The organism is Novosphingobium sp. IK01, assembly GCF_033242265.1.
Lineage (GTDB): Bacteria > Pseudomonadota > Alphaproteobacteria > Sphingomonadales > Sphingomonadaceae > Novosphingobium > Novosphingobium pituita.
In genome coordinates this window covers 647734-668348 of record NZ_BTFW01000001.1, presented here as the reverse complement: position 1 = coordinate 668348, position 20615 = coordinate 647734, and the positions used below count along the sequence as shown (strand labels likewise).

25 protein-coding genes and 1 pseudogene are annotated in these 20615 nt (G+C 62.3%); 6 read left to right on the top strand and 20 right to left on the bottom strand.

The features are described from left to right. Positions 1-54: 54 nt before the first annotated feature. The 3 genes from SBI20_RS03095 to SBI20_RS03085 are packed head-to-tail and all read right to left on the bottom strand — an operon-like array spanning position 55 to position 1132. The gene (locus tag SBI20_RS03095; RefSeq protein WP_317973665.1) at positions 55-360 is read right to left on the bottom strand and encodes an ogr/Delta-like zinc finger family protein; all 306 of its coding nucleotides are present in this window, start codon (positions 358-360) and stop codon (positions 55-57) included. Continuing rightward, positions 360-851: a hypothetical protein gene (locus tag SBI20_RS03090; RefSeq protein ID WP_317973664.1), complete on the bottom strand. Its 492-nt coding sequence runs from the start codon at positions 849-851 to the stop codon at positions 360-362. Before SBI20_RS03090 ends, SBI20_RS03095 begins: the two co-directional genes overlap by 1 nt. Beyond that, positions 848-1132: a carph-isopro domain-containing protein gene (locus SBI20_RS03085; RefSeq protein ID WP_317973663.1), complete on the bottom strand. Its 285-nt coding sequence runs from the start codon at positions 1130-1132 to the stop codon at positions 848-850. The genes SBI20_RS03090 and SBI20_RS03085 overlap by 4 nt, the downstream gene beginning before the upstream one ends. A 104-nt stretch (positions 1133-1236) precedes the next feature. Here SBI20_RS03085 and SBI20_RS03080 point away from each other — a divergent pair, with 104 nt between their 5' ends. From SBI20_RS03080 to SBI20_RS03070, 3 genes are all read left to right on the top strand, one after another. Then, positions 1237-1752: a helix-turn-helix domain-containing protein gene (locus SBI20_RS03080; RefSeq protein WP_317973662.1), complete on the top strand. Its 516-nt coding sequence runs from the start codon at positions 1237-1239 to the stop codon at positions 1750-1752. A gap of 318 nt (positions 1753-2070) precedes the next feature. Further along, positions 2071-2400: a DMT family transporter gene (locus tag SBI20_RS03075; protein WP_317973661.1), complete on the top strand. Its 330-nt coding sequence runs from the start codon at positions 2071-2073 to the stop codon at positions 2398-2400. Positions 2401-2503: 103 nt separating this feature from the next. Further along, positions 2504-2941 (top strand): hypothetical protein, encoded by a 438-nt coding sequence (locus tag SBI20_RS03070; protein ID WP_317973660.1) that lies wholly within the window; start codon positions 2504-2506, stop codon positions 2939-2941. Positions 2942-3057: 116 nt separating this feature from the next. Here the strand turns inward: SBI20_RS03070 and SBI20_RS03065 are convergent, their stop codons facing one another. From SBI20_RS03065 to SBI20_RS03025, 9 genes are all read right to left on the bottom strand, one after another. Further along, the gene (locus tag SBI20_RS03065) at positions 3058-4068 is read right to left on the bottom strand and encodes a contractile injection system protein, VgrG/Pvc8 family (RefSeq protein WP_317973659.1); all 1011 of its coding nucleotides are present in this window, start codon (positions 4066-4068) and stop codon (positions 3058-3060) included. Then, entirely contained in the window at positions 4065-4463 is a 399-nt protein-coding gene (locus SBI20_RS03060) for a phage tail protein (RefSeq protein ID WP_317973658.1), read from the bottom strand. Before SBI20_RS03060 ends, SBI20_RS03065 begins: the two co-directional genes overlap by 4 nt. Positions 4464-4475: 12 nt before the next feature. Further along, entirely contained in the window at positions 4476-6947 is a 2472-nt protein-coding gene (locus SBI20_RS03055; RefSeq protein ID WP_317973657.1) for a phage tail tape measure protein, read from the bottom strand. Beyond that, the gene (locus SBI20_RS03050; RefSeq protein ID WP_317973361.1) at positions 6947-7078 is read right to left on the bottom strand and encodes a GpE family phage tail protein; all 132 of its coding nucleotides are present in this window, start codon (positions 7076-7078) and stop codon (positions 6947-6949) included. The genes SBI20_RS03055 and SBI20_RS03050 overlap by 1 nt, the downstream gene beginning before the upstream one ends. A gap of 8 nt (positions 7079-7086) precedes the next feature. Continuing rightward, positions 7087-7389 (bottom strand): phage tail assembly protein, encoded by a 303-nt coding sequence (locus tag SBI20_RS03045; protein ID WP_317973360.1) that lies wholly within the window; start codon positions 7387-7389, stop codon positions 7087-7089. 32 nt (positions 7390-7421) lie between these two features. Next, positions 7422-7934 (bottom strand): phage major tail tube protein, encoded by a 513-nt coding sequence (locus SBI20_RS03040; protein ID WP_317973656.1) that lies wholly within the window; start codon positions 7932-7934, stop codon positions 7422-7424. Positions 7935-7981: 47 nt separating this feature from the next. After that, positions 7982-9154, bottom strand: a complete 1173-nt coding sequence (locus SBI20_RS03035; RefSeq protein WP_317973655.1) for a phage tail sheath subtilisin-like domain-containing protein — start codon at positions 9152-9154, stop codon at positions 7982-7984. A 38-nt stretch (positions 9155-9192) separates the two neighbouring features. Then, positions 9193-9534, bottom strand: coding sequence for a GPW/gp25 family protein (locus SBI20_RS03030; RefSeq protein WP_317973654.1), 342 nt, complete (start codon positions 9532-9534; stop codon positions 9193-9195). Positions 9535-9703: 169 nt separating this feature from the next. Next, complete coding sequence (locus tag SBI20_RS03025) at positions 9704-10240, bottom strand: phage baseplate assembly protein V (RefSeq protein ID WP_317973653.1); 537 nt, start codon at positions 10238-10240, stop codon at positions 9704-9706. 467 nt (positions 10241-10707) lie between these two features. Between SBI20_RS03025 and SBI20_RS03020 the strand changes: the two genes are divergently transcribed. Next, positions 10708-12039 carry a toll/interleukin-1 receptor domain-containing protein gene (locus SBI20_RS03020; protein WP_317973652.1) on the top strand — a complete coding sequence of 444 codons (1332 nt, stop codon included), beginning with the start codon at positions 10708-10710 and terminating at the stop codon, positions 12037-12039. On the opposite strand, the gene SBI20_RS03015 is transcribed toward SBI20_RS03020, so the two are convergent. Next, a protein-coding gene (locus SBI20_RS03015; RefSeq protein ID WP_317973651.1) for an IS5 family transposase occupies positions 11998-12764 on the bottom strand; the annotation gives its coding sequence in 2 pieces (ribosomal slippage) (positions 11998-12452 and positions 12452-12764; 768 coding nt in all). The two genes, SBI20_RS03020 and SBI20_RS03015, sit on opposite strands and share 42 nt — an antisense overlap. A gap of 51 nt (positions 12765-12815) precedes the next feature. Continuing rightward, the gene (locus SBI20_RS03010; protein WP_317973650.1) at positions 12816-13247 is read right to left on the bottom strand and encodes a hypothetical protein; all 432 of its coding nucleotides are present in this window, start codon (positions 13245-13247) and stop codon (positions 12816-12818) included. 191 nt (positions 13248-13438) lie between these two features. On the opposite strand from SBI20_RS03010, the gene SBI20_RS03005 reads away from it, so the two are divergent. Together SBI20_RS03005 and SBI20_RS03000 are read left to right on the top strand one after the other, a co-directional pair. After that, positions 13439-14626 (top strand): hypothetical protein, encoded by a 1188-nt coding sequence (locus SBI20_RS03005; RefSeq protein ID WP_317973649.1) that lies wholly within the window; start codon positions 13439-13441, stop codon positions 14624-14626. A gap of 455 nt (positions 14627-15081) precedes the next feature. Then, complete coding sequence (locus tag SBI20_RS03000) at positions 15082-16011, top strand: cobaltochelatase CobT-related protein (protein ID WP_317973648.1); 930 nt, start codon at positions 15082-15084, stop codon at positions 16009-16011. A gap of 87 nt (positions 16012-16098) precedes the next feature. On the opposite strand, the gene SBI20_RS02995 is transcribed toward SBI20_RS03000, so the two are convergent. The 6 genes and pseudogenes from SBI20_RS02995 to SBI20_RS02970 form a co-directional block, all read right to left on the bottom strand. After that, the gene (locus SBI20_RS02995) at positions 16099-16656 is read right to left on the bottom strand and encodes a DNA adenine methylase (protein WP_317973647.1); all 558 of its coding nucleotides are present in this window, start codon (positions 16654-16656) and stop codon (positions 16099-16101) included. A 25-nt stretch (positions 16657-16681) separates the two neighbouring features. Continuing rightward, positions 16682-17835, bottom strand: a protein-coding gene (locus SBI20_RS02990; protein WP_411911489.1) for an IS3 family transposase whose coding sequence is annotated in 2 segments (ribosomal slippage) — positions 16682-17577 and positions 17577-17835 — 1155 coding nt in all. Because the reading frame shifts where the segments join, the coding sequence is not laid out codon by codon here. 63 nt (positions 17836-17898) lie between these two features. After that, a pseudogene (locus SBI20_RS02985) lies at positions 17899-18165 on the bottom strand (DNA adenine methylase); the annotation flags it as partial. A gap of 174 nt (positions 18166-18339) precedes the next feature. Beyond that, positions 18340-18597 (bottom strand): hypothetical protein, encoded by a 258-nt coding sequence (locus tag SBI20_RS02980; protein WP_317973645.1) that lies wholly within the window; start codon positions 18595-18597, stop codon positions 18340-18342. Next, positions 18594-18986: a tail fiber assembly protein gene (locus tag SBI20_RS02975; RefSeq protein WP_317973644.1), complete on the bottom strand. Its 393-nt coding sequence runs from the start codon at positions 18984-18986 to the stop codon at positions 18594-18596. The genes SBI20_RS02980 and SBI20_RS02975 overlap by 4 nt, the downstream gene beginning before the upstream one ends. 3 nt (positions 18987-18989) lie before the next feature. After that, complete coding sequence (locus SBI20_RS02970; RefSeq protein WP_317973643.1) at positions 18990-20609, bottom strand: gp53-like domain-containing protein; 1620 nt, start codon at positions 20607-20609, stop codon at positions 18990-18992. Between the last annotated feature and the right edge of the window lie 6 nt (positions 20610-20615).

Here is a 20615-nt window from a genome sequence, read left to right as displayed (position 1 = left end):
GTGAGCAGGCGGGAGGGTGTCAGGCCGCGCGGGCGGCCTGATGTTCGGGCCGGATCAGGGGGTGATGGCGGCGGTGTCGGGTTCGCTGGGGGGGCCGTCGTCGTTGGCGGCGCGGTCGTTGGCGGCGCTGTGCCATTGGGTCAGGGGCAGCTTGTGGCGGGGCATGGGGAAGCGGGAGGGCCGGGTCGTGCGGATGGCCTCCATCGACACCACGAACTGGTGCCCGCAGGCATCCGGGTTGCGGCAGTGATAGTAGACCTCGCGGTAGACGAGGCTTTTTTTGCCGACCGAGCGGGCAAAGGCGCGCCCGCCGCAGGCCGGACAGCAAACGTGTGGAAGTTGGACAGGACGCCCGGACATTATCGCATTTCCCCAGTGGCTTCGCGTCCGGCCCCAGTGCCGGGCAGAAGGGCTTTGAGCCGACCGAGAAGGCGCGGGAACAGCGCGTCGGCTTCTTCGGTCTCGGCAATCGCGCGATAGATCTGCGCGGGCGTGGCGCCGGGATGCAGCGCCTGGATGCAATGGCTGATGGCGTCGCCCGTCTCGCGGGTGGTCGCGGCGATGTCTTCGGCCAGCGCGGTGCGGCAGGCCACGGCATCGACCAGCGCGACATCGAGTTGCAGGCCATAGCTGGACAGGATCGGGCCATGATCGCCCCCGGCGGCGATGAACGCGCGGTCGAGCGCCAGCGCCTGATCGAGCGTGGGCGTGCCATGGCGGTCGCTCTCGCTCCAGTGGCGCACGGTGCGGACCGAGCGCCCGGTGACTTTGGCCGCAGCCTCCCACCCGATGGCGGCGGCAATCGTGGTGATGGCCCGCGAAAACGAGAGCGGCGTGCGCAGCTTGGTCATGCCGCCACCTTCGCGCGTTGCGCTTTGCCGGGCTGATCGCAAACGACGGCAGCGCCCCCGTTCGCTACATCAGGCGCAGGGCGACCAAGGGGAAAGACGACGTGTTCGGCGGTGAGCGGGAGACCTTGGGCCAGCCCCTTCTCCAGAACTTTGGCCTGCGTTTGCGCCGGAATATGCCCCGCGCGCTTCCACGCCATGACCTTGCTGGGGCTCTCGCCGAGCGCCCGCGCCATGGGGCGGATGCCGCCGAACAGGGTGAAGATTGAGCAAAGCTGTTCCATGGACAGCTTTGTCTAAGATTAATGTACACATGTCAACATTTAAAACGGACATAAGGTGTCCAGAAAACATGTACGCAAGGGGTATGTCATCCGTAGCCCCTCTCTTGAAGCAACTGCGACTCACCGCCGTTCCGTCGATTTCGCTGCGAAAGACGGCCGAAAAGCTTGGCGTTGGGCCATCGACCTACGCGGTCTACGAAAACGCGAACCTGTACAAGAAACCCCACCTCCCGATCGATCTTGCCCGTAAGCTGGCGGCAATTTTTGCGGATCATGGCATTGAGCCTGCGGAGGTTATGAAGCTTGCGGGCCTTGTCGGAGAGGAAGTCGCCCCCGAAGCTGCCGCCGTCGAAGCTGCCCGCCCGACGATTCAATATGTTCCGTTGCAGGTCGCCCTGCCTAGTGAAGGTGCGCTGCGCGATATGTTCCATAGCCTGCTGGCTCTGGTTCCAGAGGGCGCATCGCGGGCCGAAATCGCCGAAATTCTAGCTCGATGGCTGCCAACTGGCTTCGCAGGGATCGGCCCCTATCTCCCCGATCCTTCGGCAAACGCCCCGACTGTGCCCGAATTTCGGCCTCCAGCAGCCCCCGCAAACGATCACGCATCGCCACAAGCGTAGCGCACCCCACAGTACAAACCGGACACCCACACGCACACCCAGGCATAAGCCGAACCTCAGCCGCACCCACTCTGTCTCACCTCGATTCGTTCACATTATGTTCTATCTGGCGCAATATGCGACTGTAGGAAAGGGAAAAAATTCCTAAAGCGTAAATCATTGTGAAGACCCGGTCCCGAGCATGGCCAGCCAAACAAATCTCCCGCCTGCATAGTGGGCTATGGGGCATTGGCAGCCATTCTTCCCTGTGGTGCATATCGGCAGCTTCCGCCCAATAGATGCCGTTGCCTAAATTTGGCAGGCTGCTAGGCCAAGAACATGAATTACATGTTCCTCGTAGTTGCGATCATTGGTGAGGTCATCGCCACCTCGTTTCTGAAACAATCCGAAGGCTTCACGCGCCCTGTCCCTACGCTGATTATGGCCGCAGGGTATGTATGCACTTTCTACTGTATGTCCCTCGCTCTGCGCACCATTCCCACTGGTATCGCTTATGCTATCTGGTCCGGGGTTGGCATCGTTCTGGTCACCATGATCGCATGGGTCGTTCAGGGGCAAAAGCTGGACGCCGCTGCGCTCGCAGGCATGGCCCTCATAGTCTGCGGTGTTCTCGTGATGAACTTGTTCTCTTCTACCGGTGCCCACTGACCCTGAAGCGAGAGAACGTCCGCTTTCCACCAAATTTCGACGATAAGCGCCCATCCGGACACGACCTCATTGCGGACATTCGGCGTGGCGCTAGATTGGGTGAATGACCAGCATCGCGGACCTCATCCCTGAGCTTAGCCTATGGAACAACGGCGCGGGCATTTCTCCCGATGGCTGGATTTTCAGCGAAGGCCGGGCCGACCACGCATTGGGATTCTGCTCCTTTCTATGGCCGAATTTCGAGGTATTCGGGGATTATGTCCTTCGTGCGCCGGTTGACGTTGAGCGACTGCGTGGTTGGGAGAAGGTCAGCGACATTTCTCGCGGAGACATAGAGACCGCGATGAACGCATACCTTCTGGACGACGTGTTCCCTCAAGATCAAACCAATGGCGAATTGAAACAGGCGCAATGCGAACGCCTTGCCGGCATCATGGCCGAAATGCTCGCGGCGAAGCTGGCTCGTGAGTTTCCTGACCGCCGCTTCTCTGCGTTTGCTATGGGGGGGGATGACTTCGGTGTTTCGTTTCACCAAGTCTGACGTCCGCTCACCCGCCCTTTCTGCCACAGTGACTGTCACGCGGGAAGGTCGATAGCCACCCTTTGTACATGAGAGCCCGGAAGGGCAGCTAACCACCAAAATTGGCTCGTCCCCCCCTACCCCGCCACCTCCATCTTCAACTCGGTGATGAAGCCGCCTGCGTTGTCGAGGCGGTGGGTTACTTCGGTGATCAGCCATGGGGTGGCGTCGATCTCGGGTTTGAAGCCGGTGAGGGTGACGCGGGCTTCGGGGATGGCGTCGGGGCGGCCCAGGGCGAGGCGCATGTCGAGGGTGGCGGGGGCGCGTTTGAGGCGGGTGTGTTCGGCGGTGGCGGCGCGGCGGGCGGTGGCTTCGTCGGGATAGGTCTTGCGCAGGGTTTTCGCGCCTTCGGCCTTGCCCATGGTAACGGCCCGGTGGCGGGCGGCCTTGCGGTCGTGCCAGTGGGCGGTGACACCGGCCTGCCCGTCGCGCGTCTGGCGCTGCCATGAATGCCCATCGCCGCTGCAGCGGGTGAGCGCGAGGGTCGGCAGGGGCTGGCCCGTGCTGGTGGTGCCCGCGCCCTTGCGCGCGAAGATCAGGGTGCCGGTCTTGATGGTGGCGACGGCATCGTTCTCGCGGCCGAGACGGCGCAGGAAGGCGGTGTCGCTCTCGCGGCTCTGGTGGAGCGCGGGCAAGGCGATGGCGGCCAGATCGGGCGCGATGCGCAAGGCCAGGGCGTTGCGCCCGGCGATGTCCTGCAAGACGGTGCCCAGCGTGGTGTTCGCCCAACTCTGTTCGCGGCGGTTGCGGATCGCGCTGGTAAAATCGGCGGCGCGCGCGCGGATGCGGATCTGGTCGGGCGGGCCGCTGTGGTTCACCTCGTCGACCTTGAAGCTGCCCTTGTGGACGAGGCCGGGGGCCACGTCGCGCCCCTGTTTCCACCCCAGCATGACCAGCAGGCGCGCGCCCTCGGGCGGGATCGCCAGCAGGCCATCGGCATCGTCGAGCACGATGTCGAGCTGGTCGGCCTCGTCGCCGCGCTTTTCCGAGATGGCCAGCGAGACCAGGCGCGGGCGCATGCGTTCGGTCAGGTCGATGCCGTCGAGGGTGACGCGCCAGTCGGGGATGTTGGTGAGGGCTTGGATCATGCCATGCTTCCGGCGGGATCATCGACGCGCAGAAGGTCGATGGCAAAGTCGATCCGCAGCGGGCGGCCATCGGCCATGAGCCCGGCGTGGCGCTCGTCGATCGCCTCGATCACGAAGCTGCCGAAGACCAGCCCGCTGCCATCGAGCAGGGGCAGCGCCTCGCCCTGATCGGCCATTTCGCGCAACTGGTCGAGCGAGACGCGGCCATCGGTAATCTCGGCATAGACCGAGCCCGAGAGGCTGATTTTCTCGTCCCCTGCCCCCAGAAACTGCACCGCATCGCGCGCGCCCACGCGGGCCGAGCGGGCAAAGCGCCAGTCGGTCTTGCGCTGCAATTCGTCGTGGGCGAGCGTGGGGATCTGGAAGAGGAACAGGCCAAGGGCCATCAGGTGCATCGCGGGGCCTCCTTATCCATCACCAAACCCGCGCCCGCGCCGCTCGCGCTCGATGTCCTCGATGGCCTTGCGCACTTCGCGGGCGATGTCGGGCGCCGGGGCGGTTCCGGCGTTGATGGTGATCGTGTAGCTGGCCGGGGCGGCACTGGCGGTGGGCGCGCCCGGCCCCGGTGCGGGCGCGGGCATCGCGGCGGCAGGCACAGCCGCGCCGAGGGCCACCGCGCTGGCAATCTGGCCCGAGGCATCGCCGATGCGGCCCAGCATGGCCCCGCCATCGGCGCGGAAGCCCGCGGTCATCGCGTCGGACAGGCTGGCGATGCGCTGGAGCGGCCCGGCGGTGTTGTCGGCCAGCCCCTGATCGAGCCCGGCCATCACAAAGCCGCCCAGCCCGGCAAAGACCCGCGAGGGCGAATGAATGCCGAGCTTCGCCTTGAGCAGGGTGACCAGCGAACTGCCCACGCCCGTAATCGTCGCCGCCACCGCGCCGAGCATCGAGGTGATGCCGTTGATCAGCCCCTGAATGAGGTTGCGCCCGATCTCGGTAAAATTGAGCGATTGCAGATAGGCCAGCGCGGGCGCGAAGGCCTGAACCAGCAGGCCGAGCGGCGTGAAGGTCAGGAAGGCATTGACCAGAAACGCCAGCGCGCCCGAGGCCATGTCCTTGATGCCCTGCCAGATCCCGCCGAACCACGCGCTGATCGGCCCCCAGTTGTCGTAGACCAGATAGGCCGCCGCCGCGAGGGCCGCGATGCCCGCCACGATCAGCAGCAGCGGCCCCAGCGCAATGCCCAGCGGCGCGGCAGCAGCCGTCAGCGCCCCAAAGGCCAGCGCCAGCCCGCCCAGCAGGACCAGCAGCCCGGCCCCCACCCCCAGAAACAGCATGATCGCCTTGGTCATCGCCGGGTGTTCCTGCGCCCAGTGGCGCATGACATTGGCCGCCTCGGTCACTTTTCCCGACACGGCAACGACCGTAGGCAGCAGCGCCTGCCCCATGGTGATGTTGAGGCCCGAGAGCGCATTGGCGGCAAGGCCGGTCGCCCCTTGCGTGGTGGAGACCGCCGACAGGTATTCCTGATTCATCGACCCGGCGTACTGGCTCTTGTCGCCCACCAGCGCGAAGTTCTTTTGCAACTGGTCGAGGCTGGTGAGCATCGGTGCGATGGCCGCGACGCTCTCCGACCCGAACAGGTCGGTCAGCGCCCCGGCCTGTGCCTCCTTGGGCAGGGCCTGAAGGCGCTTCATCACATCGGTGATCGTGCCGCCCGCGTCGCGCTGCATGTCCTTGGCCACCTGCTGCGCATCGAGGCCCAGCGATTTGAAGGCATCGCGCTGCGATCTGGTCGCCGCCGTGCCCTTGGTGAGCGCCAGCATCATGTTCTTGATGCCCGTGGCGCCTACTTCGGATTCCACGCCCACGCTCGACAGAACCTGACTCATCGCCGCGATCTGCGAGGCGGCCAGCCCGCCGACCTTGCCCAGCGGGCCGATCCGCGTGACCATGTCGGTCACCGCGCCGACATCGCCGCCGAAGCTGTTGGTGAGCGCGTTGATCTGGTCGGCCAGCGCGACCACGCCGGACTGGGGCAGCTGGAAGGCGGTGCGCCACTTGGCCATGGTCGTCCCGGCCTCTTCGGCGGTGCTGTCGAAGGCGACGCCCATCTTGGCGGCATCCTCGGCAAAGCCCAGCAGTTCCTTGCGCGGCACGGCGGCCCGCCCGGCGGCGGCCACGATCTGGGCGATCCCCTCGGCCGACATCGGGATGCGCGTGCTCATCTCCAGAATGTCGTCGGACATCTGGGCAAAGGCCTGGGGCGTGGGGAAATTGACGACCTTGCGCACGTCGGCCATCGCGCTCTCCAGCGTCATCGCCTGTTTGGTCGCCACCACCAGCGGCGCGGCAGTGGCCGTGCCGGCGGCGATGGCCGACAGGCCCATGCCGGTGGCCTTCGAACTGATCTCGCCCATCTTCTCCGACGCGCGGCGGGCGGCGTTGACCTTGTCGAGCTGGGCGGTCTGCTGGCGCAAGGTGGCGTTCGCCTCCTGCGTCTGGGAGGCGAGGCGTTCCTCGTGCCGGGCAAGGTCAAGCACGTCGATCCCGGCGGCGCCGAGCCCGGCGGACAGCTTTTGCAGCGCGGCCCCGCCCTGCTCCAGCCTCTGCGCGGTCTGGCCGGTCTGGCGCTCGACTTTCTCGAACTCGGCCCGCAGCTTCTTCGTGGGGGCTTCGGTCGCGTCCAATTGCTGGCGCAGGGCGGCGAGCCTTGCCTGCAAGGCCTCGTACTGGCGCGCGTCCTCCGCATAGCGGGTTTCGGCGGCCTTGTAGCGGCCCACCTGCTGCTGCTGCGCATCGAGCGCCTTGAGCTGCTCGTGCGTGCGCGCCAGATCCTGACGCGCGGCGGCCGAGGCGCCGGTGATCGACCGGAGCGGGCTGGTCAGCCTGTCCAGCCCTTCGAGGATGACTTGCAGGCGAAGGTTACGGTCGGCCATCAGCGTCTCGTTCGGGTTTCCGGGGAGCGAGACCGACGGGCGGCATGATCACGCCAGCCCATCAGGTCGGACAGGGCCATCGCCTCCATGGCGGCGGGCGGCCAGTGGAAGACGACCGCCACGTCGGCCATGGCATCGTCTACTGTGCGAGGGCATCCGTGCGCCGCGCTTTCTGCAACAAAAAACTGCCGATCTCGGCCCCGCAGGCGAGCAGGTCCGCCGGGTCCATGTTGGCCACCTCGGCCGGGCTGAGCGGGGGCAGCGTGATGCGCGGCAACAGCACGCCGAGCGCATCGACCTTGAGCTGGCCCAGATCGACCAGGGCCAGCCCGCGCAACTCGCCCGCCCTGGGCTTGCGGATCTGAACGGTCTCGATGGTCTGTTCGCCGCGCTGGATCGGGGTGTCGAGCGTGACGGTGCGGAGCTGGGGGGTATCGGTCATCGGGGTATCCTGTCAGGCGAGAAAGGGAGAAATCAGAACAGGCCGAGCGCGCTGCGCTGCTGCGCCATGAGGTCGACGCCATCGACGATCTGGACCATGTTGAGCGGGTCGATCTCGATTTCCGTGCGGCCGTTCCAGATGAGCTTGTAGTAGGCGAGCGCCGAGGTGACCGTGAAATCGGCCGCCGAGCCCAGTTCCTGATCGCCCATCTCGATCTCGGAATGGCGGCCGCGCACGACGATCTCGATCGAGTCGCTCTGGCCGGTGTCCTGCTGCTGGTAGAAGCCGACGAACCGCAGGTAGACACCGTTGACGCGCACCACGCCGAACTGGCGCAGCATCGCGCGCTCGGGGCCGCCGAAGACGGATTTCATCTCCAGCGCCTCCATGCCCATGTCGAGCTTGACCGGGGCGGACATGCCCCCGCCCCGGTATTCTTCGAGCTTGCGGGTGAGCGTAGGCAGGGTGACCGTCTTGACCTCGCCCACATAGGACTGGCCTTCGTTGAACAGCATCAGGTTCTGGAGCGTGCGGGGCAATCCCATCGGGGGTTCCTATGCAATGGGGAGGGAAGAAAACGCGGCGGCGGGCCTCAGCCCGCCTGCGAGAGCTGGCTGGCAAAATCGGCGAAGTAGCTGTCGGTGATGCGCTGGTTGAAGCCGAGGTCTTCGAGCGGCGGGGGCACCGCATAATCGTAGTCGATCCGCAGCTTGCCCGCCTTGAGGCTGTCGACGGGGTTGTCGGTCTCGTCGAACCAGGCCTTCGCGCCCAGGATCACGCCCGCAGTCTTGAGATCGAGGAAGAAGCCGTTGACCGTCTCGACGATGTCGCGCGCGAGCGAGGGCGTGAGATCCTTGTCCATCGCCCAGACCATGCCGCGCGCCACGGTATCGGCCAGCAACTGGGCCACGCGCACGGTGCTCTCGAACACGAACAGCGGATCGTCGGCACAGGTGCGGTTGCCCCAGAAGCGGAAGCCGCTGTCCGAGCGGATCAGCGCGGTGACTTGCGCGGCGTTGAGCACGCCGGCATCGCTGGTCATGTCCTCGATGTCCCAGTGGATGTCCTGCGTAAGGCCGACCACGCCCGAGACGGCGACGTACGACAGGGTCTTGTGCGGGCCGGTCTGCTCGTCGATCAGTGCGCGCAGGCCCATGGCGCGGGCGGCGGCATAGCTGGTCACGTTGGCATTGGCGGCGGTGTCCCAGGCGAGGAAGTCGGGCATCAGCAGCATCAGCTCGCGCTCGCTGAAATTGGCGCGATAGGCGGTCGCTTCGGTGATCGTCGCGCCCAGCGCGCGGGCATAGACAAACCCGCGCAGCTTCTTGGCGATCACCGCGAGCGCGGCGGTGACGGCCTGTGTCTCAAGGCCGGGCGTGCCCAGGATCTTCGGCTTGACGCCCAGCTGCGCCTGCGCGGCGAGCAGGGCCTGCATGCCGGTCTTCGTGCCCTCGGCGGTGGTCGTGCCGATCACGTTGCTGGCGGTGGCCGCATCGTCGGCCCCTTCGGCCACGCGCACCACGACCAGGACCGGGCGGGTCTGGTCGGCAATCGCGCGCAGCGAGCGGGCCAGCGTGCCAGCAAGCCCGGCCTTGCCGATGGCGGTCTCGATGTCGGTCACGAGCACCGGGCGGTCGAGCGGGAACGTATCGGCATCGGCGTCGGGCGCGGTGGCGACAAGGCCGAGGATCGCGGTGGAAACAGCGGTCAGCGTCCGGGCGCCGGTGCTGATCTCGGTCAGGGTGATACCATGTTTGAAGGGCATGAACGGGTTCCTTGAACGGGCCGGGAGCGGAATTGGCGTTACAGGGTGAGCGGGATGGACAGGCGCACGAGGGCATTGGCCGAGGCGGTGTCGGTGCGCCGGGCATCGAGCACGACTTGCGCGGAACCGGGCCGCTCCCCGACGACCAGGCCGACACGGCGCAGGCGCAAGCGGTCTTCCCAGCGGGTGAGCGCGACAGCGGTGGCGGCATAGAGGCGCAGGATATTGGCGGGCGTCATGGGCTGGTCGATCAGCTCGGGCACCAGCGAACCATAGTCGCGGCGCCCAACGCGCGTGCCCATGGGCGTCGAGAGAATGTCGGCAACCGACTGGCGAATATGGTCGAGGCCATCGAGTGATGCGCCAGTGGTGCGTGCCATGCCCGCCATCAGTCGCAATCCAGCCCGGAGCCGAATTTGAACCACTCACGCGGATGTCTCAGTATCCAGATCAGGCCACCATATCGGCGGTTGCGAACGGAATAGGCCGCCCAGACGAACAAGCGGCAGTAGCAGACGCGCTTGGTCCAGCTGATTTTGTAAAGGCTGCTCATACCGGCGCCCCGGTCTGGCCGCTGCCGCCCTGTACGCCGGAATGCCGGTGCCCCTTGAGGGAAACCCCCTCCCCCACGACATCGCCGCTGGCAGTCAGGGTGCCGTTGACGGTAACATCGCCATGGATGGTCAGCCCGCCGGGCGCATCGAGCGCAGCCGTGCCCCCAGCGGGCAGCGTGACAGCCAGCGCATGGCGCACCGGATCATAGCCGATCCAAGCCCCGTCGGCGAAAGCAAAACAGACAAGATCAGGCTGATCGGACGGCGCCGGGAAAGCATCGCAATAGAGCCCCGGCAATACAATCCCGTTGCCCAGATCCCCCTCGGGCGAAAGCACCAGGCACTGCTCGCCCACCGAAGGCGGCGCCCAGACCCGCAAGCCCCCGGCCCGCCACGCCACCCACGGCAAAGGCCCGGCCACCACACCCCCGCCCTCCACCATGCAGGTCGCCCCGGCCGCATCAACAGCCGCCACCACGCCAAGGCGCAGGATGTCACCAGTAAGGTGTTCAGGATCGGAAGTGGTCGCCATGGCCAGACCATGGCGCGGGTTCGCTCAGGTTACGCGGGGGGTGTATCGGGTTGGCTGGCTGGCCAAGTGCTGGTAGCCGAGCGAGGGGCGACCGAGTCTGGGACGTTCCTGCCGATCGGAACGGCGGCAGGTAGCGTCAGACTGCGCCTAAATCCGTCATTTATCCAACCTTGGTTGCCCGCTCACCTTCGGCTAGGTCGGAGGACACTCCGGAACGGCGGCTTCACGGCCGCGTAAGCGAGATAGCGAACATTCGATTGCGTCAATGCTGGCCGACAGCATGCTCGACAATTGATCCTCAAGGATCTGTTGCGAGAAGCCTAACGACACCAGGCCTGCGGCGAGACGTAGTGCTCAAAGGTGATGGCAGCTCACTTTCTTTGAGCTCGCTACAGACCGTTTTTTACAATTTTTCAGATTATTGAACGTCAAAACTCTTTCGCACTGGTCGAGTAACAGATAGGTGTTTGAGCTATCTATCGGATGGCGCGCTAGAGGAATCGCCTTTTATGTACCCCGTCTTCTTTTCAGTTGCATCAAGCGATATCTCTTTCGCCGAAAAAATTTTCGACAGGATTCCAGATGGGCATACATACTTGTACTCTAAGACAGGAGTAGATGGTGCCCACCTTTGGGATGAAATTTCTAAGGAAGAGCTCCCTAAATCACGCCTACTGATCATTTTTTGGTCCGAGCGATACGTCCATGCTCAAGGATGTGTACAAGAAATTTTGCAAGCTCGGGAATTGGTTCAACAAGAACGTATTAGACCACTGGTTTTAAGGCTTGATGATTATCCCATCATCTTCGACGAGACCATGGACCCCAAGCTTGAGCCCGTATTTGAAGCTTTGAAGGCAATGCTGGGATACCGCACTTCCCCCGCATCAATCGATTTCATCCATGCGACAGACCTAGTTCAGCGTGCCGTTGAGCCCCTTCTCCGTGCAGATCATCCGCAATTTCCTAGACTTGACCTTGACCCAGTTTGGCGGACCGCCATTCAGAAGGGGCGTTTTGACTGCCTACCTGTAATGTGGATCACTGGCTTCAACGGCGTCGGTCGAGAGACTTTGGTCAGAAATTTCAATCGAGCATTCGTTCCCAACGGACGAGGTGTTCTTGTTGAGATCAATGAAACTTCTCTACCTAATCAGGTTCTTCTAAGAGTTGAGAGCGAAGCATTTGGGCTGTCCCGAGACGACCTCAAGGATATCAAGGTTTCGACGTCTGAGACGGAAATTAAGGCATTGGCTGATGCTATTGAGCGAGTTTTTGCCGCCGGAGACTATGTTATTCTCAAGCATGCCAGAGTGATTGAAGAAAATGAAGAGCTCCCTCGCTGGCTGGATGACCTGTCCAACCTGCTGGCCCCCTCTCGCCGCCCAAAGATGTTTGTTATTTCTCAGACACCGGTATTGGGAGAGCGTCGAATCGGGATATCTGATTCTGCAGCAGTTCAGCGAGTTCCTACTATATCGGAATATGAGCTAAATGAATTTTGTTATCAATTGATTGGATATTTCGATAAAAATCCAGCACGTTGGTCTGATCAAGATGTTCAAGGTTTAGTTAAGTCTGCTGGAGGTACTATAGGATTTCTTGTTTCTCTGGTGCGTTCATCTGCAAATGTCGAGGATTTCGATACAATAGATCAGCTTATTGCGCGCGATACCCGCTCAATGTCGACTTCTATCACCGCCTATGCGCGCTGGGCATTCAATCAGTTGCGCGGCGATGAAGACGAGCAACGAGTTCTAGGCCGTAGACTCATAAACACGGAGCCACAGCCGCATTGAGGCCAGTTGGACCATGGCGAGGAAGTTTTCTGCCAACTTGTCATAGCGCGTTGCGACACGGCGGAAGTGCTTCAGCTTGGAGAAGAAGCGCTCAATCAGGTTCCGCTCGCGGTACAGCCACGTGCTGAAGTACGGTTTCGACCTCCGATTGGCCTTGGGCGGAATGTTGGCAAACGCTCCCTTCTCACGCAGTGACGCCCGGATGCGATCAGCATCGTAGGCCTTGTCCGCCAGCACGATTGTTCCGGCACCGACATGTTTGAGCAGATGGTCGGCAGCTTGGCCGTCATGGCTTTGTCCTGCGGTCAGGCTCAGCCGGATCGGGAGGCCTTGCCCGTCGACGACCGCGTGGATTTTGGTTGTGAGTCCACCCCTGGAGCGACCGAGACAATGATCTCGATCCCCCTTTTTGCCGTCGCAGCCTGCTGGTGCGCCCGGATAGATGTGCTGTCGATCATCTGAATGTCGCCGTCGTGGGCGGCGGTAATGGCGTCCATCATCCGATCCCACACTCCTGCTTTCCGCCATCTTACAAAGCGGTTGTAGCAGGTGGTGCGCGGGCCATAGCGCTCGGGCAGATCGCGCCAAGGCGCGCCGGACCGCAACACCCAGAAGATGCCGTTCAGCACGCGGCGGTCATCGACGCGCGGCACACCTCGGGGCTTATTCGGTAACAGCGGTTCGATCACGCGCCACTCGAAGTCGGTCAAGTCATATCGGCTCATGCCAAGCCTGAATCAGATTTTGACGGAAGAAGAAAGTTCGAGCCAATGCCGCTATGCCGCTCGGCTGAGCAGGTCTGCAACGATCTGCCCCAAAGCCGAGGCCGAATTAGCAGATGGAACCGCTATATCCGGCTCCGGCTCAAAGCCCTCTTTGCTACCCAAATTGCGATAGGGGGTGACTTTGAGCAAACTCCCGTCGCTCACGACACTGACATGCTTGGACAATTTCATGAACGTGGTCCACGAACGAACGCCGGCGGCCGCCAGCAATGGCTTGTCGATGTGTGCATCGGGCGGCGGCGTCGGGACGCCTTCCTGCGATCGAGCCAAAGCCTGTTCGATGGCGCGACCCAACTCATCATGCGAAGGCTGGCTGAGGCAAGCCACTTGCTCATCGTCGATCCAAAAACCCGCCGCCGTCTTGTGCGACGCCGTCACAAACAGTTGCCCCTTGCGTTCATAGATGGCGGCCAGCTTCTTCATGCCTGCACTTTGCGCTCGAAGGGCGTGCCTGTCCACACGGTGGCCGCTGGTAATCTAGCATCACAGATTTATGGGTTCACGGCCTAATTTTCCTAAATGATGTTTCCCCCTGCGATCTGGTTGATATCGAATCTGTCGTAAAGCCACAAAAGCCAATTCTTCGTGTCATTGGAAAGCTCTTAGAGCTTGGAGTGATCGAGCGCGAGGGGGATAGTCTGTACAGGCTGACGCCGCTGCTTGCGAATCGCCTGAGCAGGGACCTTATTAGAGTCGATTTGTTGACCTGGCTTCGCAAGGCTCTTTACGGATTTGTTCGAGAACCCATCGAATTTGAAACATCTCAACACGAGTATATTCGCATTGAGTCTCGAATTCAGGCTTCTTTGCTTGGTGAAACAGAGCATATCCCTAAAGGGGTATTGGAATTTGTGTCGGCTTCGCATTGGTTCCAAGCGGGTGTTCGCCTGTACCACGCACGACGTCGAGGACCGGCGTATCGTGTCTTAAGGAAGGCGTACCAGGCGCGCGATGAGTTTAGAGCAGAATCACGTGTGGAGTTGACGCGATATTTTTGCCTTAGCGCTATTCGAAATCACAAATATGATGAAGCTGATGCGTGCATTAAATTGTTAGATGGCGTCTATAATAACAAGGGAATAGCGGCATTCTTGAAGGCTGATTTACTTCATCACCAAGGTGCATTTCGCGATGCAATCGAACAGTATGAGATTTCTCTTGATTTAAATAAGGGAAAAAATAGCCGTATCGAGCGCACCTATCGACCACTCATTCAATGTATAATCTTGTCTCCACGCCCAGATTTTCGGCTAGCTGAAATTTATGCAAAGAAGTGGCTGGAACTGAGACATACCGTTTTCAGTTTGATGGCGCTGCCGCGGGTCTATTTGAATTGGAAGTATAGGGCAGACCCCAGAAATTCTGCACCGAGCGATATCGATGCTCGACTGGAAGCAGCGAGAGCAACTCTCGAGAATGACCCGGGCGTTGGAAGTGCTGCGTTTGAATTAAGGGCGGAAGAGGCCGAGCTTACGGGGGACTACACCAGCGCTATTGAATATATGGACAGGGCAATCGGTGTCGATCCACGGTTCGAGCTGAGAGCCGAACGATGGAGATTTTTGGCACGTTCAAGGATCCCGGATCTAGTTATGAAAGCAATTTCCGAGCTAGATGCCGCCCGTGTGAATCAAGATTATCAAAGCAATTGGTTGGCATTTCTTCCAGGGTTGGCTGAAACCTACGGTATCGCATTGTTAATTTTAGGGAGCTCTTTCAACGCATTAAATACGTTTGCCCCACAGCTTTCTACCGCAGAAATTGCATCAATCATAACCAAAGTTCGGAAGAGAAGGCTTTAAGCGAAAATCACATGCGTTAGCTACGACCAATCGGCCGGTGGCCAGGAGAAGTGGCCCGGTTATCCTAAACGGCATTTGGCTATGGATAAGTGGATTGCCTGCCGGTTGTCGTTTTCACATGCCTGTGCGGGGCGTCATGGCAGAAAGGTGTAGTCCAGAACTGGGCGGGGTTTGCTGGAGGGCTTTTCGAAACAGATGAATGACGGACTGCCCCTGAGGAGGCGGACAGAGGCGCTGAATGGGTAGTTTTCGGCGGCAGCGAACAACGAAGCCCGGCGCGTGGAATGGCCGATGTTGGCGTAAGCTGACCTTCCCGGCACTACGCCTGAACGGCAATGTCTGGTCGCATTCGGCCTTGGAAACGTCAGGAATGAGGGAGACGTTGCGCGGGATGTGCTCGATTGCTTGTCGTTTGATAATAGGCCAAATCTACGAACTCTAATTCGGAGTTCTACATGTTCGGGGACTTATCGTCGGTCATCCTTGGGTTGAAGCGCAGGTTCATTGGGCCCGAACGCGATGCTGGCAGTTACCGGGTTTTCACGACGGCATTCGATGAGGTGCTGGGGAAGGACGAGCTATCCGCTTTGAACAAAGCTATGCCGTCTGACCAGAAGCGCAGTTTCCAAGAGGCCAATCAGCGGTTTGACACCCTGTTCATGGCTGAGAGGGTCGAGATCAGCGCCGCTGGCGCTGCGCTTGTTCGCGAGCTTCGACAGGGGCTGACCGAAGAGAACCGCTTGGAAACGGTAGTTTCCTTCCTGATCGACCATTCCGGCTCAATGCGGGGGCTGCGGATGATGGCCGCAGTGCTGGCGGTCGAAGGGGCTGTAGACGCGTTGGCGCATGCTGGGGTCACCACGGAAATTCTCGGCTTTACCACCGCAAGCTGGCGGGGAGGTAAGTCGCGTAAAGCTTGGCGTTGGGCAGGAAGGCCGCGCAACCCTGGCCGCCTTTGTGACTTGCGGCATATTGTTTACGGCGAGGCCGAGCGGATTGACAGTCGGCCATGGCAGCTGCGCATGGCTTTGCGTCAGGATCTGCTGCACGAGAACATCGATGGCGAAGCACTTGCTTGGGCTGCCGGCAGGCTTGATAGACAGGCATGGTCTCGCCGTGTCATCTGCCTTGTCTCCGATGGTTGCCCTGTGGATGACTCCACGCTCCATGCGAACGAAGATAGATCCCTATTGGCCCAGCATCTGGAAGAGACGGAGCGGCGTCTCGCCGCCGAGGGCTACACCATCGCAACGCTGGTCATCGGGGATGAAGTTACCCCCCGATCGGCACTGTTTGAACGGGCCGTAGAACCTGAAGCCGCAGGTCTGGGACTGATCCGTCTATTGCACAGGGCGTTACTAACGACGGGTGATGGCTTAAACTGACATTCCTCGAAGTGCGCTGGAACGGCGCATTCTGGTCGATACCTGCCCCCCCCGCGCGCCCGTTCCCAAGCGCGCGGGAGCCCTGCCTCAGTTATCGTTTCCGGGGAGCGGGAAGTTGCTGATGAGCAGTTCTCGGGCCGGGCGGGACTTGGCGCCAACGGTGTAGGTCGTGGTGATGGGGGTGAGGTTGAAGGGGGCGAAGGTTTCGCGCACGCCCTGGGTGTCGTTGAGGGAGACCAGGAACTTGCCCTTGATGGTGGCGAGCTGGCTGGCGAGCGCGGCGAAGTCCTCGCGGGTGAAGACGTCGGGGCCGTAGTCGCGCTCGCAGGCCCAGTAGGGCGGGTCGAGGTAGAACAGGGCGCCGACGCGGTCGTAGCGGCGGATGAACTCGGCATAGGGCAGGCGCTCGATCACCACGGATTGCAGGCGCTCGTGGATCTCGGCCAGCATCGGTTCGAGCTTGCCCACGTCGAAGCGCGCGGGCGAGGAGGCGTCGACACCGAAAGTGCGGCCCGAGACCCTTCCGCCGAAGGCCAGGCGCTGGACGTAAAGGAAGCGTACCGCGCGTTGCAGGTCGGTCAGGCGTTCGGGAGGCTGGGCCAGCAGGCGCTCGAACTCGGCCCGGCTTGCCACGCGGAAGCGCATGACCTGCCCCCCGTCAGTCCCTCGATCATAACGAGAGTCCAGCAGTTAAATACGATGCCCCCTGCGCCTGCACAAGCGCGTCGTGCGTGATGGCTTCGTCCTGCTCGAACGCTCGACGCGCTTGTGCAGGCGTTCGATTTCCCAAAGATGAGTGTGGCCGGACGTGGTTGTAATCGTAGCGCCAGATGGCCAGCTTCCGGCGGGCATCGGCCAGGCTGTCGAACAGTTCCTCGTTGAGGAATTCATCGCGCAGCGAGCCGTTGAAGCTCTCGATGAACCCGTTCTGCTGAGGCTTGCCCGGGTCGATGTAATGCCACTCGATCCCATTCTTGCCGGCCCATTCGAGGATGGCCCGACTGGTGAATTCGGTGCCATTGTCGCTGACAATGCAGGCCGGTTTGCCATAGAGCCGCACCAGCGTGTCGAGTTCACGCGCCACCCGGGCACCAGAGATGCTGGTATCCGCGATCAGGCACAGGTTCTCGCGGAAGCAGTCATCATTGATGGCCAAAATCCTGAACTTGCGTGATGCGCCGAAGGTGTCGGACACAAAGTCCATCGACCAGCGTGCCCCCGGTGCCAGCGGCACGGGCATCGGCGTGCGGCTGCCCCGCGCCCGTTTGCGGCCACGCCGCCGCCCCACTGACAAGCCTTCCTCCCGATAGAGCCGGTAGAGCTTCTTGTGGTTCATGATCATCCCCTTGCGTTCGAGCATGATGCCGATCCGCCGGTAGCCAAACCGGCGGCGCTTGCCCGCAACCTCCTTCATGGCGGCACGGATGGCGCTATGGTCAGGCGGGCGTTCGCGCCGAACCGTCTTGGGATCGACACCAATCAGCACGCAGGCCCGGCGTTGCGAGATATCATAGTCCCGCAACACCCGCCGCACTGCGTCCCGCCGCTGGCCCGGTGTCGTCAGACTTTTCCCAGCAAGTCCTTCAGGATCGCGTTGTCGAGCATGCTGTCGGCCAGCAGGCGCTTCAACTTGCCGTTCTCGTCCTCAAGCTGGCGCAGGCGGCGGGCGTCGGATACCTCCAATCCGCCGTATTTGGCCTTCAGCTTGTAGAACGTGGCCGTGCTCAGCCCATGTTTGCGGCAAACCTCCACAGTCGGCAGCCCGGCCTCCTGCTCCTTGATCATCCCGATAATCTGCGCCTCGGTGAAACGGCTCTTCCTCATGCGTCTGCTCCTTGCAGTTGGCAGACTCTACATCAGAATGAGGGATCTTTCGGGGGGCAGGTCACGCAGCATGTCGATCAGGTAGGGATAGTGTTCGGCAAGGCAGCGGAACAGGGTGACGACGTCGCCGGAAATGTCGTTGATCGCCTCTGCCCTGGGGCGCCGCGCACGGCGCAGGAAGATGCCGCCCATGCCCACGAAGGGCTCGGCATAGCTGGTGTGGGGCGTGGCCTCGATGATGGCGCAGATGCGGCGGGAAAGATTACGTTTTCCACCGATATAACCGGCCGGGGGAGAAACGGGGCGAACGAGAACAAAAGGGGTAGACATGGAGGGTATCCTGCACGATGTCCCTTCCGCGCCTGAGACGCGGAAGGGTGCTCGAAGGGACAGGCGCGCTGCCCGGAGAGTGCGAGTGCAGGCTCGCTGGTTTCGAGATGCGGGAACATCCGAGACCCCCTTCCGTAAAGGGGGAACAGGGCGGCGTGAAGGGCCGCCGCAATCTTACACAGCAGCGGGGCCTGCCGGATCGGGCGCCGGTTCGGGCACCGACTCGGCGATCACGCCCAGCGCGATCTTGTGGGCGACGCCAAGGGCGACCTGCTCGACACGCGCCCTGGTCGCGGCCTTGTCGTAGGCCCTGCCCTCGTCCAGCACCGCGTTGACCTCGCGCGTGTGGCGGATCGCGCCGCTGGTGAAGGTGACGGGCACCGTGCGCTTTTCGGCATCGTAAGCGCCGATCGTGGTGGTCAGTTCGGTCATGCCGGATCCTTTGGACTGGGGGAGACCGGCCAGGCGATGCTGGCCGGGTCGGTGATGGTTTCGGGGAGGGTCCGCAGGGCCTGACGGTATTCCGCCCAGGCGCTGCGGTCGGTGGTGGAGATCGGGCTGTCGCTGGCCTGCGTCCAGTCGCAGGCGGCCAGCAGGGCATTGCGGCGACGGCGGACCACGGCCAGCGCCTCGTCCCGCGCGAGCGTGGCGGGCGCGACCACCGGCCTTCCGCCCTCCCCGGCGACGATCCGGTGACCGGGGCGCAGATCGGCCAGCGCGCGGTCGCGCTCGTCGGCGGTGATCGCGATGGCATCGGGCGGGGGCGCGGCGCCCTGTCCGTCCTCGTAGAAACCGCATGTCGAGGGGCTGAAGTAGATCATCGTTCAATTTCCGATTGCGATGTAGGGGAGCGTGACATTGGAGATGTCGGCGGCCTGAAAGACGGTGAAGCCGTTTGCGGTCCGGGCTGTCAGTATCGTGTTCTGTTCAGAACTGTTGGAGACCGTCGCAATCGTCGGAAAAACAACCGCCGGGGCATTTTCGAAGGAAATCGGAAAGGTCGCGTAGCTGTAGGCGTCCTGCGTCAGCGGAACGGTCCCGTAGACGATCTTCAAGCCGTTGCTCAGGACCATATACCCGGTGCTGCCAATCGACTGGGCGGTGATGCGCGCGAAGGCATCGGCCTGAAAACCGTCGAGTAGATCCGCGTCGAGGCCTGAACCGGAACCATCATTGTCCGGGCCCCACAAGTGGTTGTTGTTGCGCTGCACATAGGCGGCATTCACGTTCAGGGTCGAATTCGCCAGATTGGGCTCGGTGACGATGTTGCCCTGGTCGGTGGCGTCGACAGTCAGCTGTAACTTGCTGCCGTTCCAGCCCATCTTGATAGCATTGGGCAGTTGGCCGATACCGGTGCCCTGTTGCACCGGGGTAAAGCCGAGGCGAGCCGCAATGTCCGCGTACCAGCTGCCCTGCTGCCCATCGAGCAGATCGGCATCCAGGCCGGAACCGGCGCCGTCGTTACCCGCGTTCCACGTCAGCGAATTGCTGGGACCACTGTATATCTCGCATTCGTTGAAGTAAAACCGTGACCCATTGTATTCTATGTAACGCGCATTGCTGTCACCGAAGCGCAATATGCCGCGATCGGGTCCTGTACGGGTGTGCAAGTCGCCGCTGGCGCGTGCCTCCGCCCGGTTCCCACCTGCCGTTCCGAAAACAAAGGTGCCGGTAACGTTGTCCCCCGCCTTGTTGACCGGGGTGTATCCCAGACGCGCCGGGATGTTCACGAAATAGCTGCTGTCCAGACCATCGAGCAGGTCAGCGTCGAGCCCGCTTCCGGCCCCATCGTTGGTCGGCCCCCACGGCACATAGCCGAGGCGCGCGGCGATGTTGGTGTAATAGGAGCCGTGCTGGCCATCGAGCAGATCCGCATCGACACCAGACCCGGCGCCATCCTGCGCCAGCAGCCACCCGAGGATGGCCGAGCGCGCGGCCTGCGGCGTGAGGGCGCGCAAGGCGTCGATCCCGGCCTGTGCTTCGGCCACGGTCGCCAGTTCGACCACACCCTGCCGCTCGGTCGTCGCGGGCGGGTTGAGGAAGTTCGTGTCGCCAAAGGTGATGGTGGTCGCGTCCACGTCCTCGAAGCGGATGTCGATCGCCAGCAGCATGAGCGCCTGGGCGGACTTTTCGAGCAGCACGTCGGCCTGACCGTAGATCGCGAAAAGCGTGCCGTCGGCAAGGTAGAGCGCGAGGCTGCGCACGGTGAAAACGTCGGCGCTCTCGTCGCGCACGATCAGGTGGATCGTGTCGTCGGCCACGACATCGCCCGAGAGCGTGGCGATGGTCTTGAACTGGCCGGGCAGGACGGTGGCGCCAGCCTTGGGCGTGAGGGCGGTGCCGCTCAGCCCGACTTGCGCAATAGTGACGGCGCGGGTGCCGGTGTTGGCGGCATTGACCAGCGCGGCGCGGCCCGCATTGGTGACGATGGCGGTAAGGCCCATGGGTTC

Coding starts and splice junctions, on each gene's coding strand:
- SBI20_RS03030 (WP_317973654.1), bottom strand. CDS start 9,534: ATGGCACGCACCACTGGCGCATCACTCGATGGCCTCGACCATATTCGC.
- SBI20_RS03075 (WP_317973661.1), top strand. CDS start 2,071: ATGAATTACATGTTCCTCGTAGTTGCGATCATTGGTGAGGTCATCGCC.
- SBI20_RS03060 (WP_317973658.1), bottom strand. CDS start 4,463: ATGCACCTGATGGCCCTTGGCCTGTTCCTCTTCCAGATCCCCACGCTC.
- SBI20_RS03055 (WP_317973657.1), bottom strand. CDS start 6,947: ATGGCCGACCGTAACCTTCGCCTGCAAGTCATCCTCGAAGGGCTGGAC.
- SBI20_RS03085 (WP_317973663.1), bottom strand. CDS start 1,132: ATGGAACAGCTTTGCTCAATCTTCACCCTGTTCGGCGGCATCCGCCCC.
- SBI20_RS02980 (WP_317973645.1), bottom strand. CDS start 18,597: ATGACCGAACTGACCACCACGATCGGCGCTTACGATGCCGAAAAGCGC.
- SBI20_RS03050 (WP_317973361.1), bottom strand. CDS start 7,078: ATGGCCGACGTGGCGGTCGTCTTCCACTGGCCGCCCGCCGCCATGGAG.
- SBI20_RS03045 (WP_317973360.1), bottom strand. CDS start 7,389: ATGACCGATACCCCCCAGCTCCGCACCGTCACGCTCGACACCCCGATC.
- SBI20_RS03095 (WP_317973665.1), bottom strand. CDS start 360: ATGTCCGGGCGTCCTGTCCAACTTCCACACGTTTGCTGTCCGGCCTGC.
- SBI20_RS03090 (WP_317973664.1), bottom strand. CDS start 851: ATGACCAAGCTGCGCACGCCGCTCTCGTTTTCGCGGGCCATCACCACG.
- SBI20_RS02975 (WP_317973644.1), bottom strand. CDS start 18,986: ATGATCTACTTCAGCCCCTCGACATGCGGTTTCTACGAGGACGGACAG.
- SBI20_RS03035 (WP_317973655.1), bottom strand. CDS start 9,154: ATGCCCTTCAAACATGGTATCACCCTGACCGAGATCAGCACCGGCGCC.
- SBI20_RS03010 (WP_317973650.1), bottom strand. CDS start 13,247: ATGAAGAAGCTGGCCGCCATCTATGAACGCAAGGGGCAACTGTTTGTG.
- SBI20_RS02995 (WP_317973647.1), bottom strand. CDS start 16,656: ATGCGCTTCCGCGTGGCAAGCCGGGCCGAGTTCGAGCGCCTGCTGGCC.
- SBI20_RS03040 (WP_317973656.1), bottom strand. CDS start 7,934: ATGGGATTGCCCCGCACGCTCCAGAACCTGATGCTGTTCAACGAAGGC.
- SBI20_RS03070 (WP_317973660.1), top strand. CDS start 2,504: ATGACCAGCATCGCGGACCTCATCCCTGAGCTTAGCCTATGGAACAAC.
- SBI20_RS03065 (WP_317973659.1), bottom strand. CDS start 4,068: ATGATCCAAGCCCTCACCAACATCCCCGACTGGCGCGTCACCCTCGAC.
- SBI20_RS03000 (WP_317973648.1), top strand. CDS start 15,082: ATGTTCGGGGACTTATCGTCGGTCATCCTTGGGTTGAAGCGCAGGTTC.
- SBI20_RS03025 (WP_317973653.1), bottom strand. CDS start 10,240: ATGGCGACCACTTCCGATCCTGAACACCTTACTGGTGACATCCTGCGC.
- SBI20_RS02970 (WP_317973643.1), bottom strand. CDS start 20,609: ATGGGCCTTACCGCCATCGTCACCAATGCGGGCCGCGCCGCGCTGGTC.